We start from the raw sequence: 16,817 nt of genomic DNA on the forward strand, positions 1-16,817 counted from the left end.
GAGGCGATAGTTTTTAAGATGGAACGATGGAAAAAATCAGCACTGATTTATGAAGGAAAAATCGTTAATCTCAGAACGGGTTATGTTTCACTGGAAGATGGTAAGACAGCCTTTCGTGAGGTGATAGAACATCCCGGTGGGGTATGTATTGCTGTGCTGGATAAGGAACAGGTTGTTTTGGTTCGGCAATTTCGAATTGCGATTGGGAAGTATATCTTAGAAGCACCTGCTGGCAAGATGGAAGGTAATGATGACCCGATGGAACGAGCAAGGAAAGAACTGGAAGAAGAAACAGGTTATAAGGCAGGTGTATTTGAGTATTTAGGTTCTGCCTATTCTTCCGTAGGGTATTGTTCGGAGATTATCCATTATTACTTTGCAACGGATTTGGAATTTGTAGGAACAAAACCGGATGAGGATGAAAATATTGAGATTGTAAAAATTCCTATTTCTGAGGTTGAGGAAAAACTAAAAACCTTTCAGTTTGATGATAGCAAGACCTATATTGCTTTGCAGGCTATGTTTTATCGCTTAAAAGAGAAAAACTTTTATAAATAGAAGAGTTTATTTTGTTACTTTTTCCGCTTCGATACCAACAGTAATGGATACTTCATCACCAATTTGGGAAGGTAAGTATTTTACCATTCCAAAATCACTCCTTTTAATTGTAAAAACGGCTTCAAAACCAAGACGGTCTTCGTTATTTCTTCCTTTTCCACTGCCGACCAATCGTGCTTCAAATTCAATCGGTTTATCCACACCCAGCAGAGTTAAAACCCCCTTAATACGATAGCGATTTTCGTCAGTCCGTTCCCAGGAATTGCTTTTAAACTTTGCTTCTGGGAATTGCTCCACATTAAAAAAGTCTGCACTGCGAAGGTGCTCATCGCGTTTATCATTGAGTGTATTTACACTTGCCGTTTTAATAGTAACTTCAATAGAAGATTTATCTGTATTTTCTGCATTAAATTGAATAGTTCCGGAAATGTCTCCAAAGGCACCATACGCAGGACTGATGTTCAAATGCAATACACGGAACCATACGGATGAGTGTGTTGGGTCTATTTGATAAGTATTAGTCTCTGCATGAGAGGTAAGAGTTTGAATGCTTATAAAAAAGGTCAATCCAATCAATATTCTGGAAATAGTTCTCATATTAAATTCCTTCTTTGTTTACTTATAAAACGAAATTATTTCAAAATATATTTCATGGGTGTTATTAAATTATGAGACAAAAATAAAAATACCCCATTCCTCAAAAGAGGATGGGGTATTCTTTTTTATTTAAGACTTAGAACTTGTTTTGTTAACTGGCTTCAAACAGAGCCATGATATTTGCCATAGCTTGATTAATAGGCTGTTTCGTTGGATAGCGAATAAATTCTACATGTCCATCTAAGTACAGAATATTGCAACCACCGGGGATATGATTAAAGAGCGCTGTTGTTCCTGCTGCTCCTAATTGGTCAAGCATGATGAAAATTTCACTTTGTGCTTTCGATGTTGCAGCAGGATTATTAATGTCGGTGATGAGGAATCGTTCGATACCTTCACGGAGACGGTATACAGTATTTGAACCACCATTCCCATAGCCCGTAAGTAAAGAACCACTTACATCACCATCAACGGCGGAATTCAGGTCTGCTATCTGAGCCGGTGAAGGTTGACTATGAGATGAAGCGGCTTGAATTGCTGCGACGCCATTAGGGTGGTTTAATGCCATTTGAGCAATTGCAAGCGGTAATTGAGCCGGAACGGGTTGGTCGCCTGTTAAATTAACATTCCCAATTAGATTGACAAATAATTGAACCTCGGAAGGCAGGGAACCAATCGGGACAAGGTCGTTTGGATTATCTCCCATCTTATCAAAAACCCAACCAAAATAGGCATAACTGGCATCTATTACATTGACCCCAGTTCCACCGCCAAGATAAAAGCCAAAATGAAAATCGTCTGGCGTAATTCCTAATGAAGGGAAACTATCTCCTTTCAATGTGTCTTTTACCGTATCTTGGGCATCCGATGGACAAATTACGATTGATGGGTCGGTTAAGTATTCAGGATAAATCGCTTTCACTTTTGGACCAGCGGCAATGAACAAATTCCACTCACCGTTGTCATCTCTTGGTGCTGCCTCTAATTCAAGTGGAGGGAATCGTTCACCTTTGGATTCGTTTGAATACATCTTAAAAACGAGTCCCCATTGTTTTAAGTTGTTCTGGCAACTGGAACGGCGTGCTGCTTCACGAGCACGGGCTAATGCCGGCAGTAAAATTGCCGCAAGAATACCTATGATTGCTATAACGACAAGCAATTCAATCAATGTAAAACCTGTTTTTTTCATAATAATATCCTCCTATACCTTAAAAAAGTAATTATTGTTATTGTTAGCTTATTTTTTATTTTTATTCACCTCCTTTCTAATTATTACTATAAAAATTATAATACTATTTACAATATTTGTCAATATAAATTTTGACATATTAATATTTATTTGATTATCTATGAAATAGGGGTAACAGATTTATATTTCTTTTCTCTTTTAATGGGTGTATCTTTTTATGTAGGAAGATAGGGAGTATAAATATATCTTATGACACGAATGCATGAACATTAAACAAAATTTTCTATTTGTTCTAATTTGTATTATTTGCGTTATTCGTGAAGAAAATTTAAGAAGTGGGGATATTTTCATCTATCCTAAAAGATATGTTTAACCTATGTTGCACAGATTTTCAAGTCAAATAATACAAAGTTCAAACCTTTCCTATTTCCCATAGTTTTTTATATTACATTACAATCTATTGGAACTCGATACCCTTCTTCTTTTGGCTGGCTGTCATATAAAAGATGATAAGAAATCACTATGGCATTAAGAAGCAGTGAATATAGACATAATATTTGCCACAGGTTGATTAACAGGTTGTTTCGTTGGATAGCGGATGAACTCAACATGTCCATCGAGGAAAAGAACATTGCAACCACCGGGGATATGGTTAAATAATGTGACGGTCCCGCGGGCACCTATCTGGTCAAACATAACAAAGATATTACATTGTGCCTGTGCGGATGCAGAAGGATTATTAATATCGGTTATTAAAAACCGTTCAATTCCTTCACGAAGTCTATAAACGATATTTGAGCCTCCGTTACCAAAACCTGTGAGTAATTCCCCTGAAATATCACTATCAATAGTTCGGTAAAGGGCTGTAATCTGTGCAGGTGTTGGTTCCCCATGATTTCGTGCAGTATACATAGCTGCTACGGCATCTGGACTATTTAAAATCATTTGAGTAAAAGCGTAAGGGAATTGAGCAGGAACTAATAAATCCTCTTCAAGAGTTCCCTGTCCAAGAAATTGAATAAGTAAGGTTACTTCTGGTCGTAACTCACTAACCCTCAATAAATCTGAGGGATTATCTCCGGATTTATCAAATACCCACCCTAAATATGCATAGCTTGCATCTATCATATTTACGCCATATTCGCTATGTAAGTGAAAACTGATATGGAAATCATCAGGGGACAATCCCAAAGCCTGTGCCACTTGTGGTTCTAAACTTACCGCTTTTAAGGATTGAATAGTTTGTTTTGAGTCCGAAGGACAGATAATTATAGATAAATCGGTTAGATATTCGGGATAAACTGTATCTACTTTGGGTCCTACATTAAAGTAATTGCTATATATACCATAATAATCATTTCGTTCTGCTTCTACATCCATCGGCGGGAATTTTCCACCATTGGATTCATTAGCATACATCTTAAAAATCAGTCCCCATTGTTTCAGGTTGTTTTGACAACTGGAGCGACGAGCTGCTTCACGGGCACGGGCTAATGCGGGTAGTAGTATTGCAGCAAGGATACCTATTATAGCAATAACAACAAGTAATTCAATTAAAGTGAACCCTTCTTTTCTCATGATAATGTCTCCCAAATAAAATAATAAATTTTTCTTTATATATAATAATATTAATTAAATTGGAATTCAATATTTTTTATAATTAATCGAAATATTTTTTTTTACTATTTTTTTCTTAATAGATTATCTATATCCTATATGTAATCAATTTTTATTTCGTAAATTTATTTCCTATTATTCTTTTGTGTTCTTTTTTTGAAGCATATCGGTTGTTGGCACATTAGTTGCGGGGCTTAACAGTCGAGGACAAGACAGTTACTAGGTTTCTTGAAATGAAAATAGCACAAGCGTTGAATGTTCTCTATAATTAGTAAAATAAAGTTTAGTTTCTTTGATTGACAAATGTGTTTTTTTATGATATTATACAATATATTGTATTTCTATATATTGTATATAAAGGTTATGCTATGTATAATTATAATCACATAAATAAAAAAAGAGTTGCTTTCTCTCTATTTTTTCTTATCATCAGCATACTTTTATTTATAGCCATTACTTTTAATCCAAAAATTCATTCGGGGAAGGATGCCAGTATCGCAATAGATAATGTTCCCTTTGTATCGGCAATTGTATTATTAACTCAAAATATTATTTATAACTTTTATTTAGGTTTCGGCATAGCCATACATTTCCTTTATATAATATTATTTCTGTGGGCAATTACCATGTGGGATAATCGGTGTCCGTTCCCAATTATTCAGAGAGGTATAGGAATATTTTTATTATTGCTAAGTATCTCTACTTTTTCGCAGGCGTATTTTTTGTTCTGGGATGGGAAATTAGCAAAGGGGAATAGTGTTGGATATAGTATTGTTTCGGATATATTGGTTCCTCATTTAGGTGTTTTTCCTTCTTTCATTACTTCGTTTATGTTTATTATTGCAGGAACTATTTTGTCTCTGGATTGGATTTTTATTTTTTTTCTTTGGTTGGTGTTTTACTCCTTTATTTATTTCTTAAATCTCATAAAAAGGCTATTTATATTGACAAAGCATGGGATTGAATGGATTAATACAAATATTATTTCTCTGGAGCAATACACGCTTGTAACAGAACCCTCTTCCATTCAATTGCAACTTCCCTTAAGTAGTGGAAATGAGGACTATCCCAACTTTCAAGCCAAAGTAAATACGGATACTTCATGTCTGCCAGATTTGCCTTTAACAGAAGTAGAGCAAGAAGTCCCTGAAATGTTTTCACAATCAGCTTCAACAGTCTCTACACCCCCGAAGAATGTAATGGGAAGTAATAACCGATTAAATAATGAAACAATTATTCCTGACCTAAAAATAGGCAAGGACTCAACAAAAGATGTTAAAGAAAAGAAGGGTAGTTTTTGGAATTTATACGGAAAGGAAAATAAAGAGTTAACAAAGAATATTCCAACAGTTTCCTGTATATCATCCGAAGAACCTATTCGTTCGGGGCGTCCTTCTCAACATAAATCGAACAAGATACAAGCAGTAATAACAGCACCTGAGTATCCGTCGCAATATACCAAGCCACCTCTAAGTTTATTAGATGAACCTGTTCCTTTTGAAATACCTAATTATAACGAGCAACTTCAGGAACGGGCAGAAATTTTAATAAAAACATTAGAACGATTTGGAGTGAAGGCACGAGTTACGGGAATTACACACGGTCCAACAATTACAAGGTATGAATTAGAACCCGAACCAGGAATAAAAGTAACACGGTTTTTATCTCATGCGGATGACATAACCCTTGCATTGAAAGCAGACCGTGTTCGTGTAGAAGCACCTATTCCGGGAAGGGGCAAGGTAGGTATTGAGGTGCCTAACCCGGTTCGTGAGCAGGTATTATTGAGAGAACTTATAGAAAGTTATGCATTAACGAAACATCGAGGAAGATTGCGGTTACCCTTAGGTAAGGATATCACAGGCGAAGTCAAAGTTGTTGACCTGACACAAATGCCGCATCTTCTTATTGCAGGTGCTACAGGTTCAGGGAAGACCGTTTTCGTAAAAGCATTACTTGCAAGTTTACTATTCCAATATACACCCGATGAATTGCGATTAGTTCTGATTGACCCGAAGATGGTGGAATTTTCCATATTCAATGATATTCCTCATTTGTTGGAGCCGGTTGTAACCGACGCCAAGAAAGCAGGCGAAGCGTTGGATATTCTTGTAAAAGAAATGGAACGCCGATATACACTTTTTGCCAATACGAATACTCGCAATTTAGAGATTTACAATCAGAATGTAGAAAACGGGCAGCTGGAAATTTACGAAGAAGGAGACAGGGATTTATTTTCAACACCTATAAAAGTTGTCCGCAAACTTCCTCATATCGTTTGTATCATTGATGAGTTAGCCGACTTAATGATGCTCCAGCGGAATGCCGTTGAAAGTGCGATAGCACGACTTTCCCAATTAGCCCGAGCGGTAGGTATTCATTTAATTGTAGCGACACAAAGACCCTCTGTAGATGTAATCACAGGTGTAATTAAGGCCAATTTCCCTGCCCGTATTTCATTTCAGGTTTCCTCCAAAATTGATTCCCGTTGTATCTTAGATACGATAGGTGCTGAAAAGTTGATTGGGCATGGTGATATGTTATACCATAATGCTGGGTTACCGAAGCCGATGCGCATTCAGGGTGCGTTTGTTAGTGATGAAGAGATAGAAGCATTGGTAAATTATTTGAAATCACAGGCACCACCGCAGTATCTTAATTGTATTGGTTTTGATAACTCGAAGAAGAAAGAAGCCGAGTCGTCTTTTGACGATGATGACCCTTTATTTGAGGAAGCGGTTCGCATTGTTCGAGAGACAAAACAAGCATCGGTTTCATTGCTTCAGCGTCGGTTGAGAATTGGGTATGCGCGCGCCGGACATTTGATAGATATGATGGAACTGCGAGGAATTGTAGGTCCTCACCGAGGAAGTAAGCCGCGTGAGATTTTACATATGTCTTCAGATAATGAGGATGAAATTGAAGGACAAACAGATTATAATAATGAAGAGATAAATCCTTCCGATGAGGAAGATAATGAATATGGATAAGGGACAAAAAAAATTTGGAGATAAATTAAGAGAACAGCGGGAATTGTTAGGGCTGTCTATCCAGCATGTATTTGAACAAACCCGCGTTCCTATTCAATATATTAAAGCATTTGAAAATGAAGAATTTGAATTATTAGCCAATAATCCCAACATTAGGGCTTTTATCTATTCCTATTGCCAGTTTATCAATATAGACCCAAGACCGTATTACGATTTTTATTTAGAATGGTTGCGAAATCAACGCATTTCCAATGAACCCAAAAAAATATCTCCCCTCGATATACCCCGAGGAAATATAGAATTACCACCCTGGTTAGAACCGTTAATTACATGGGGGATTGTTTGTGCTGTGCTTGTTTTATCCTGGCTTGCCTATTCCTTCTTCACTCAACCTATTCGTGAAGACCCTTCATTAAAAGTGAATGCTGGAACTGTTGAAGCACCGGTAGTCCATTTTAATGAAGATTTTTAATTTTATAACAAAGTAACAGCACAGTTATTATGAAAATAAATTTGCCCAATCAGCTTTCTATCGCACGATGTATTCTTGCTATTATTTTTGTTTTTTTCATGTCCTTTACTCATTGGATACCTTTCGCAATTGCTTATATCATCTTTATTATCGCAGCAATCACCGATTATTGGGATGGGAAAATTGCACGGCAGACAAAAAGTATTACAAAATTTGGACAATTAATTGACCCTATTGCTGATAAAGTATTAATGGTTGCTGCATTTGTAATGATGATGAAGTTGGAAGAATTGAAAATCCCCGGTTGGTGTGTTGTAATTATTTTTGCCCGTGAATTTTTAGTTACAGGAATTCGAACCCTTGCGGCGGCGGATGGTACCATTATCCCTGCAGACCCATGGGGCAAATTGAAAACGGTGCTCCAGATGACTTATGTAATAGCCTTTCTTTTTTTAGCCACAGCAAGAAGATTTTTTTTAGATGTCTCGTTCTCTTTTATGCCTGAAAATATGATAAAATTATATGACCCGTTGTTAGGGAAAACATCATTGGTGTTCATGATGTTTATTGCCATATATACTCTTTATTCCGGATGTGAAATCTTATGGAAAAATTGGGAAAAACTGAAACTGGACTAAATCCTTCACAACCTCATATTAATATAGAGAAAGAAGAAGTTATGTCTAAAGTCATAATTGATTTAGATGCTTATCGCAATAATCTTCAGGTGGTAAAAAATCTTGTAGGTTCTTCCGTGCGAATTATTGCCGTGGTAAAAGCCAATGCTTACGGACATGGGCTTGTTCCCGTCTCAAAATGTGCTGAAAAATGGGGAGTGAACATGCTGGCGGTTGCCAATATCGAAGAAGGTATTACTTTGCGAGAGAATGGGATAAAGATACCTATTCTTGTTTTACTTCAACCTCATGATGATGAATTGCCTGCACTTATTGAATACAATCTTACCCCGCTACTATCAGAGGTGGAAGTTGCGAAGAAAATTTCCGAATTAGCAACTCGTGTTAAAAAGAACATTTCTATTCATTGTAAAATTGACACAGGAATGGGTCGGCAGGGCTTTAGCATGGATACTGCCATAAAAGATATAAAAGGTGTCGTTTATCTGCCCCATATTGATATTGAAGGTGTAGCTACTCATTTTCCCTGTGCCGATGAAGAAGATGATGTCTTTACGGAAAATCAGATACGAATCTTTTCAAAACTATTAAATGACCTTGAACGGGAAGGTATTCCGTTTGAATTTGCTCATGCGGCAAATTCTCCCGCAATAATAAATTATCCCAAGAGTTATTTTGAAGCGGTTCGTCCTGGATTAATGACCTATGGGATATGGCCTGTAAAAAAGAAAGCAGAACGAAGTATATTAAAGCCCGTTCTTCGTTGGGAAACACAGATAACTCAGGTCCGTTCAATACAAGCCGGCTCGTCTATTGGCTATGGTAAAACATTTGTTTGTGACCGTGATATGGATGTTGCTGTAGTGCCTGTAGGTTATGCAGATGGTTATCGAACTCAATTGTCCAATAAAGGGGAAGTGCTTATTCATGGGACTCGTTGCCCTGTACGCGGAAGTGTTTCTATGGACCAAATTGTTGTCGAACTGAAAACCCAAAAACCTGTAAAACGCGGAGATACCGTTGTTTTAATCGGCAAAGATGGAAATGAAGAAATTCAGGCAGAGGAATTAGCCCAAAAAACAGGGACTATTGTTTACGATATACTAACAGGTATTGGACCCCGGGTACTACGCACATATATAAATGGTGGCGATGAAGAGCAAAGGGAGAATGCATAAGTGCCCGAACATTATTATATAGATGGCTATAATCTCCTACATGTTTTGTTAAAGAATAAAAAGACAAAACAAGCCAACCTTGAAGAACACAGAAACCAATTAATACATCTTTTGCAAGATTTTGCATCTCTTACAGGAAGCAGAGTAACTGTGGTGTTTGATGGCAATTCTCCGGAAGATATCCGCCCTTTTTTCCCAAAAAAAACTTCATCGGCAGAGTATAAATTTGAGATACTCTTTTCTTCACAAAATTCGGATGCAGACAGTCTCATAGAGCATTGCATTTATAGAGAAACCCATAAAGAAAATATATTTGTTGTTTCATCAGACCATGCATTGAGACAGGTATGCGTCGGAATGGGTGTGTTTGTTATGCAGCCTGAACGGTTTATCAAATACTATCACCAAACACAACAATCTACAAAAATTTACAAACATTCCTTTTTCAGTCCCCTACCTCTTGAAACACCTTTACGCGAAAAACTACAACCTTTTTTAGATTCTATTTCAGACCCTAATAAACAATAGGGTATTTTCTACGATAAAGAAAAAAAGAAATGTAAAATAAATCGCAAATCTTTTATCAAACTATATTAAGAGTGATGATTGCATGATAATCCTTCTTCATGTTTCAAAGAACCTTGAAGGAAAAGGTCAAGGGCTGTCTTTATATTTTTTTCGGATGTGATTATAATATTTATGCCAGCCGATTCAAATCTACTTTTCATACCATATCCCATTCCACCCGAAATAACAACATCCATATTTGCAAATTCCCGAGCTACTTTCTCATGCGTATCTACGGAATGATTGTGCTCATGAGAATGTTCCTGTGCAGGGTCTTCATTGGTAGTATGTTGAACATGTCCTGTAATCGTATTTGGAAGATATTCCTCACTTACGACCTTGCCATCTTTAATTTCAAAAATCATAAAGCCCTTAGAGCGTCCAAAATGAGCAGATATTTTTTCTTTATCATTTGTTGGAAAAGCAATTTTCATAATTATCCCTTTCTAATTTAATAAATGTTTTGTCTGTTTATTGCTCGTTTTTCCTTATTTCAGAGACATGAACTAGATTGCCTTTTGCATTGCGGTAGAATGCATGAGGCCCTCTTCCACATCTACATGGACCCACATATCTCATTACGGAAGGTTCTGTGGCTTCATTAGCTGGTGTGTTTTCCAAAGTAGTATCAGGAACTGTTTCTTTCCATCCCCATCCCTGGAAACCTCTACCAGCCCATCCCTGGAAACCTCTACCAGGACGGAATTGTCCACGATTATTAAATGGATTACCGAAACCTCTTTGTGTTCTCATTGTAAATCTCCTTATAGTTAACATTGTTAAAATTATTGTTTGTTTGTATTTTCATATTGATTAGACTCCAAAAAATGAGCCCTTTTTTTACAATGTCTATGGCAATGCTGACCATAGCCACGACCTTTTTGCTTGCAAACAAAATTTACAGGACCGCCAGCTATTCGAATGGGTTTCCCTTCTACAATGGCACCGGCAACTTTTTTTCGTGCCTGCTCAATAATTCGGGAAAATGTCGGACGAGACACCCCCATCTTCTGTCCTGCATCCTCGTGATACATTCCTAAATAATCAGCAAGGCGGAGTGCTTCAAACTCATCAAGAGAAAGAATAACAGGTTCTTTTTCCGTACCTTCCTGTTCAAAAGGAACGAATTCCTCAACAGGAGGGCATGAATTTAATCTTCTTGGACAATAAGGTCTTGCCATTAAAACTCCTTAAAATGTCAATGTCATTAGTTCATTATGAACCTATGTTCATAATTATAACGCAATTTTACATCAAAAGTAAACACGATTAGCAAATATTTTGGCAATTTCTGTCAATAAATAAATAAAATATTAGATAAATTTGTTAGTATAATTAAATACATACATAAGAATTTGTAAAGTTGAATAACAGGGGATGTTATATATGAGTCATTCGGAACCTGAAAATGAGATACGGGAAGAAGTAAATACAATGAGTTTTCCAGATGAAGAATGGATAGATGCATTAAAAGCCTATCTCGAGGAACGAGGTCCTCAGGCGACAGCCAATTTGGTTCGTCGGCTGCAGGATTACACCTACCTTTTAGGTATTCGCAAACCCTGTTCCGCAACTACACCGTATGTGAATACCATTCCTGTTTCAGAACAACCCGAATATCCGGGTAATCGTGAATTAGAACGAATTATTAAGTCTTATATCCGCTGGAATGCCATGGCTATGGTAGTTCGTGCTAATCGTGAAGCAGAGGGAATCGGAGGACATATATCTACTTATGCTTCCGTAGCTACCTTATATGAGGTAGGGTTCAATCATTTTTTCAAGGCACGAACCGAAGACTACGGCGGTGATTTGATTTATTTTCAGGGACATGCGGCACCGGGAATATATGCACGGGCTTATTTGGAAGGAAGACTTTCCGAAAATGACCTGAAAAATTTCCGACGGGAATTAAGTAAAGGTGGTGGTTTACCATCCTATCCCCATCCGCGTCTTATGCCTGGGTTCTGGCAATTCCCAACGGTATCTATGGGATTGGGTCCCATTATGGCGATATATCAAGCACGGTTTAATAAATATTTGGAAAATCGCGGTTTGAAGCCCAAAAATGGCGGGTATGTCTGGGCTTTTTTAGGTGATGGAGAAACGGACGAGCCGGAGGCCTTAGGTGCTATTAGTTTAGCCAGTCGCGAAAAATTAGATAATCTTATATTCGTTATCAATTGTAATTTACAGCGTTTGGATGGTCCTGTTCGCGGGAATGGGAAAATCATACAGGAATTAGAAGCCATGTTTCGTGGAGCAGGCTGGAATGTGATAAAGGTTATCTGGGGTAGTGATTGGGACCCTCTGTTTGAGAAGGATGAACAGGGGCTGTTAGTAAGTGCATTAGGCGACATTGTAGATGGTGAGTATCAGAAGTTTTCGGTTTCGTCCGGTGAGTATATTCGCAAGAAAATGATAGAACACGAACCGCGTCTGGCTCCGTATCTCGAACAGGTTTCGGATATACAATTGCGTCAATTGCGTAGAGGGGAGCATGACCCGATAAAGGTGTATGCGGCTTATTATCATGCTCTACAAACACAAGGGGCACCCACAGTAATATTAGCAAAGACAATCAAAGGATATGGACTTGGCGAAAGTGGAGAAGGAAAGAATATAACCCATCAGCAAAAGAAACTCAATGAAGATGAATTGCGTGAATTTCGGGCACGGTTTGGTATTCCGGTGTCGGATGATGAAATTGCCTTTGCTCCGTTTTGTAAACTTCCAGAAGACCATCCTGCCATGATATATCTACAAGAGCGACGCAAGGCATTAGGAGGTTATTTACCCCATCGTGAGGTATTGGCACCTCCCTTATCTGCTCCAGAAAATGAAGTTTTTGACGAATTTTTCAAAGGCACACCCCGCCCTGTTTCTACGACAATGGCATTTGTTTCTATTTTGAGAAAATTATTACAACATGAGCGAATTGGCAAGTTGATTGTTCCGATTGTGCCCGATGAAGCACGCACTTTTGGAATGGAAGGATTATTCCGTCAGATAGGGATTTATTCCTCACAAGGACAAAAATATGAGCCCGTAGATTCCGAATCGGTTTTGTATTATAAAGAAGCGATAGACGGGCAAATTCTCGAAGAAGGTATTTCGGAAGCGGGTTCTATGGCTTCTTTTATTTCCGCAGGCACTGCTTATGCAAGCCATGGGATTAATACCATTCCGTTTTTTATTTTCTATTCCATGTTTGGATTTCAGCGGATTGGCGATTTAATCTGGGCGTCTGCGGATATGAAAGTGCGGGGATTTCTTGTAGGTGGCACTGCAGGTAGAACAACCCTGGCCGGAGAAGGACTGCAACATCAGGATGGACACAGTCATCTGCTTGCAATGTCTGTTCCCTGCCTTCGTGCATACGACCCTGCCTATGCTTATGAAATAGCGGTTATCGTGCAAGAGGGTATTCGTAGCATGTATGAAAAACAGGAGCCGGTTTTTTATTATTTGACTGTTGGCAATGAGAATTACACCATGCCCCCTATTCCTGCGGGTAAGAAAATACGCGACGGGATTATTAAAGGATTATATTTATTACAACCTTCTTCTCTGAAGAAATCAAAGGCGAAAATAAATCTATTAGGTAGTGGTTCGTTACTTAATGAGGCGTTAAAGGCACAGACCGTTCTGGAAGAAGAATTTAATATTTCAGCGGATGTGTGGAGTGCTACAAGTTATAAAATGCTCCGTGAAAATGCCCTCGAAATAGAACGGTGGAATACACTTCATCCGACATCCGCAAAGAAAGTCCCGTATGTGACGGAATGTTTAGATAATAAAGCCATTGCTACCATTGCCGTTTCGGATTATGTAAAATTGGTGCCGGACAGTATATCCCGATGGGTTCCTCATAAGTTTGTATCATTAGGAACGGATGGTTTTGGCCGTTCAGATACACGAGAAGCCCTGCGTGATTACTTCGAGGTAGATAGCCGTTATATCGTATTGTCCGTTTTGTTTACATTAAGTCAGGCAAAGAAAATAACAGCAGACACCGTTAAAAAATATATGCGGGATAATGATATCCCTGCGAATAAAGTATTTCCTTTAGATGTGTAAAACTAAATTTATATAAAAAAGGAACTAAACATGTCTAAAGAATTTCGACTTCCATCGTTAGGTGAGAATATTTCTGAAGCAACTATCGGTAAAATTCTTGTTAAGATAGGGGATACCATTAAAAAAGGGCAACCTGTTTTGGAAATAGAAACGGATAAAGCGGTTGCAGAAATCCCATCTACTTTGGATGGAAAGATAATGGAAATCCATGTGAAAGAAGGGCAGAAGGTAAAGCCGGGGGTTTTAATTTTTACCATGGAAGAAAAAACAGCGGTAGGAGCGGTATCCTCCGAAGCTCCGACATCACCACCTATTGAAGAAAAAGCACCTGCCGTAAAAAAAGAGATGCCCGTTTCTACTCCAGTTGAAAAAACTGTGCCGTTGCGACCCCCTTTGGTTACTGGAGTGTCTGGACAAAAGGCAAAATCAGATATTCCCATTCTGGCTTCCCCTTCGGTTCGTAGATTAGCACGCGAATTAGGGGTTTCCCTTGAAGAAGTTCCTGCGTCTGACCCATCAGGAAAAATCTCTGCGGAAGATGTTATGGCCTATCACAAACGGATAACAGAAGGAGGCACAATTTCACAGCCCGAACCGATATCCGTTATTACAACGGAAGAGACAACCTCTATCCAGATAAATGCCTCAACCGCAAAAGATTCATGGGGTCCTATTCTCGTTGAACCTATGACTACTATTCGCAAGAAAACAGCCGAGCAAATGATGCGGAGTTTATCTATCCCACAGGTAACTCATTTCGACAAAGCCAATATCACACAATTAGAACAACTTCGTGAAACGTGGGCTAAAAAAATCCAGTCCGCTGGCGGAAGATTAAGTATTTTGATATTTACATTAAAAATTGTGGCAGAAGCATTAAAAAAATTCCCAAAATTTAATTCCAGTATTGACCTTGAAAAGGAACAAATTGTTTATAAAAAATATTATCATATTGGGGTTGCTGTAGATACGGAACATGGGCTTTTAGTGCCTGTTCTGCGAGATGTAGATAAAAAATCTATTAAAGAAATTTCCATTGAATTGACCCAATTAGCGGAAAAAACGCGACAGCGAAAATTATCGCTGGAAGAATTGCAAGGAGCAACATTTACTATTAGCAATTTAGGAGGATTAGGCGGTAATGGCTTTACACCGATAGTAAACGCCCCTCAGGTGGCTATTTTAGGTATGTCCCGTTCGAGTATGGAACCTGTATATCAGAATGGGAACTTTGTCCCACAACTCATGCTACCTTTAAGTCTGTCGTATGACCATCGCGTTATTGATGGTGCCGAATCGGCTCGGTTTGTGCGGTGGATTTGTAATGCACTTGAAAATCCATGGAATATATTTTTTGAATAATAGGAATTAAAAATAAAAGGAGGTTTTATGCCCGAAGTAATTCAAACACAGGTTGCTGTTATAGGTGCAGGTCCCGGTGGTTATGGATGTGCCTTTATGTGTGCCGATTTAGGGCTACAAACGGTTCTAATCGATGTAGAAAAAAATCCCGGTGGGACATGTCTCTACCGGGGTTGTATTCCGACAAAAGCCCTACTTTATGTGTCCCATGTGATTTCTAATGCGTTAGAGGCGGAAAAATTCGGCGTTCACTTCCAGAAGCCTAAATTGGATATTGATGAAATACGGAAGAATGTGCGGGGGGGTGGTTGAACACTTAACCGGTGGATTGGGACAACTGACTCGATTACGGAATATTCATTATATTCAGGGAAGAGCCAGTTTCCTGGATTCAAATACATTAGAAGTATTCCTGATGGATGGACGGGAATTACGCATTAACGCAGAATATACGGTTATTTCCGCGGGTTCAAGACCTGCCCTATTTGGACAGCCGATTGAGTCTCCAGATATTATGAATTCCAATACCGCGGTAAACATAGAAGAGATACCGGAACGATTACTGGTTATCGGTGGTGGATATATCGGATTGGAGTTAGGCACTGTTTATGCCACATTGGGGTCTGAAGTAACCCTTGTAGAGGTTACCGATGGGCTATTACCCGGGGTAGACCGTGATTTAGTGCGTCCTTTAGAGAAACATTTGGAAAAAGTTTTCTATCAAATCCACCTGAAAACATTGGTCAAACAATTAAAACCACAAAAAAAAGGTATTGCCGTTGAACTTGAAGGAGCAGAAATCAAAAAGCCACAACAGATTTTTGATAAAGTCCTTGTATCTGTTGGGAGAAAACCAAACAGCAGTGGTTTGGGCTTAAAAAATACAAATGTAGCTGTGGACGAAAAAGGTTTTATCCGTGTGGATGAACAAAGACGCACGACCGACCCATATATTTTTGCTATTGGCGATGTTGCTGGCGGGATGATGTTAGCCCACAAAGCAACCCACGAAGGAAGAACCGTCGCAGAGGTTATTTCGGGCAAGAATGTTGCCTTTGAGCCTCAAGCCATACCTGCAGTTGTTTTCACAGACCCTGAAATTGCATGGTGCGGACTTACTGAAGGGCAAGCCCATGCTAAAAATATACCTGTTCAAGTAGTCAAATTCCCCTGGTCGGCTTCGGGTAGAGCCATGACCATGTTCCGTGGGGAAGGAGTAACAAAAATGATTACCCATGTGGAAACGAAACAGATACTCGGTTTTGGCATCGCAGGAGCCAATGCAGGCGAACTTATTGGAGAAGCGACCTTAGCAATCGAAATGGGTGCCACACCCGAAGACATTGATTTGACCATCCATCCACACCCGACCCTTAATGAGACCATCATGGAAACCGCAGGCGCCTTCCTCGGTAGAAGTACCCATCTCTATCGCAAACCCCAACAAAAAGAATAACCCACAAACAAACCCACTACCCTTAATTATCAACCATCATCAACCTTCCCCATATCCTCCATCACACCATGCCATATCCGTTCCTTCCGTCCCATGTATCTCTTCCGTCTCAT

Annotated in this window: 14 protein-coding genes and 1 pseudogene; 9 read left to right on the forward strand and 6 right to left on the reverse strand. The window is 38.8% G+C overall.

From position 1 onward, the window contains the following. On the forward strand, positions 1-558 hold a 558-nt coding region (locus PLA12_11555), incomplete at its 5' end, for an NUDIX hydrolase (protein HOQ33133.1). Positions 559-564: 6 nt separating this feature from the next. On the opposite strand, the gene PLA12_11560 is transcribed toward PLA12_11555, so the two are convergent. The 3 genes from PLA12_11560 to PLA12_11570 form a co-directional block, all read right to left on the reverse strand. Continuing rightward, a complete protein-coding gene (locus PLA12_11560; GenBank protein HOQ33134.1) occupies positions 565-1,155 on the reverse strand; it encodes a YceI family protein in 591 nt (196 codons plus the stop codon). Positions 1,156-1,306: 151 nt separating this feature from the next. After that, positions 1,307-2,344: a DUF1559 domain-containing protein gene (locus tag PLA12_11565; protein ID HOQ33135.1), complete on the reverse strand. Its 1,038-nt coding sequence runs from the start codon at positions 2,342-2,344 to the stop codon at positions 1,307-1,309. A gap of 528 nt (positions 2,345-2,872) precedes the next feature. Continuing rightward, positions 2,873-3,922 carry a DUF1559 domain-containing protein gene (locus tag PLA12_11570; GenBank protein HOQ33136.1) on the reverse strand — a complete coding sequence of 350 codons (1,050 nt, stop codon included), beginning with the start codon at positions 3,920-3,922 and terminating at the stop codon, positions 2,873-2,875. Between the two features lie 407 nt (positions 3,923-4,329). Here PLA12_11570 and PLA12_11575 point away from each other — a divergent pair, with 407 nt between their 5' ends. From PLA12_11575 to PLA12_11595, 5 genes are read left to right on the forward strand one after another with little or no spacing between them, the layout of a single operon-like run. After that, positions 4,330-6,951, forward strand: coding sequence for a DNA translocase FtsK (locus PLA12_11575; protein HOQ33137.1), 2,622 nt, complete (start codon positions 4,330-4,332; stop codon positions 6,949-6,951). Then, the gene (locus PLA12_11580) at positions 6,944-7,423 is read left to right on the forward strand and encodes a helix-turn-helix domain-containing protein (GenBank protein ID HOQ33138.1); all 480 of its coding nucleotides are present in this window, start codon (positions 6,944-6,946) and stop codon (positions 7,421-7,423) included. Before PLA12_11575 ends, PLA12_11580 begins: the two co-directional genes overlap by 8 nt. Before the next feature lie 29 nt (positions 7,424-7,452). Continuing rightward, positions 7,453-8,061, forward strand: coding sequence for a CDP-diacylglycerol--glycerol-3-phosphate 3-phosphatidyltransferase (pgsA, locus tag PLA12_11585; protein HOQ33139.1), 609 nt, complete (start codon positions 7,453-7,455; stop codon positions 8,059-8,061). Positions 8,062-8,102: 41 nt separating this feature from the next. Continuing rightward, complete coding sequence (alr, locus tag PLA12_11590) at positions 8,103-9,239, forward strand: alanine racemase (protein ID HOQ33140.1); 1,137 nt, start codon at positions 8,103-8,105, stop codon at positions 9,237-9,239. After that, entirely contained in the window at positions 9,240-9,767 is a 528-nt protein-coding gene (locus PLA12_11595; GenBank protein ID HOQ33141.1) for an NYN domain-containing protein, read from the forward strand. It begins immediately after the preceding gene. Positions 9,768-9,832: 65 nt separating this feature from the next. Here PLA12_11595 and PLA12_11600 read toward each other — a convergent pair whose 3' ends face one another. From PLA12_11600 to PLA12_11610, 3 genes are read right to left on the reverse strand one after another with little or no spacing between them, the layout of a single operon-like run. Further along, positions 9,833-10,240 carry a NifB/NifX family molybdenum-iron cluster-binding protein gene (locus PLA12_11600; GenBank protein HOQ33142.1) on the reverse strand — a complete coding sequence of 136 codons (408 nt, stop codon included), beginning with the start codon at positions 10,238-10,240 and terminating at the stop codon, positions 9,833-9,835. Between the two features lie 37 nt (positions 10,241-10,277). Further along, positions 10,278-10,559, reverse strand: coding sequence for a hypothetical protein (locus PLA12_11605; protein HOQ33143.1), 282 nt, complete (start codon positions 10,557-10,559; stop codon positions 10,278-10,280). Positions 10,560-10,591: 32 nt separating this feature from the next. Then, a complete protein-coding gene (locus PLA12_11610) occupies positions 10,592-10,987 on the reverse strand; it encodes a DUF134 domain-containing protein (protein ID HOQ33144.1) in 396 nt (131 codons plus the stop codon). A 205-nt stretch (positions 10,988-11,192) separates the two neighbouring features. Between PLA12_11610 and aceE the strand changes: the two genes are divergently transcribed. The 3 genes and pseudogenes from aceE (at position 11,193) to lpdA (ending at position 16,704) form a co-directional block, all read left to right on the forward strand. Further along, positions 11,193-13,886 carry a pyruvate dehydrogenase (acetyl-transferring), homodimeric type gene (gene aceE, locus PLA12_11615; protein ID HOQ33145.1) on the forward strand — a complete coding sequence of 898 codons (2,694 nt, stop codon included), beginning with the start codon at positions 11,193-11,195 and terminating at the stop codon, positions 13,884-13,886. A gap of 30 nt (positions 13,887-13,916) precedes the next feature. Beyond that, on the forward strand, positions 13,917-15,248 hold the full coding sequence (locus PLA12_11620) for a 2-oxo acid dehydrogenase subunit E2 (protein ID HOQ33146.1): 1,332 nt from the start codon (positions 13,917-13,919) through the stop codon (positions 15,246-15,248). 27 nt (positions 15,249-15,275) lie between these two features. Continuing rightward, a pseudogene (gene lpdA / locus PLA12_11625) lies at positions 15,276-16,704 on the forward strand (dihydrolipoyl dehydrogenase). Positions 16,705-16,817: the final 113 nt, after the last annotated feature.

Origin of the sequence: Candidatus Hydrogenedens sp. (genome assembly GCA_035378955.1) — a bacterium.
Lineage (GTDB): Bacteria > Hydrogenedentota > Hydrogenedentia > Hydrogenedentales > Hydrogenedentaceae > Hydrogenedens.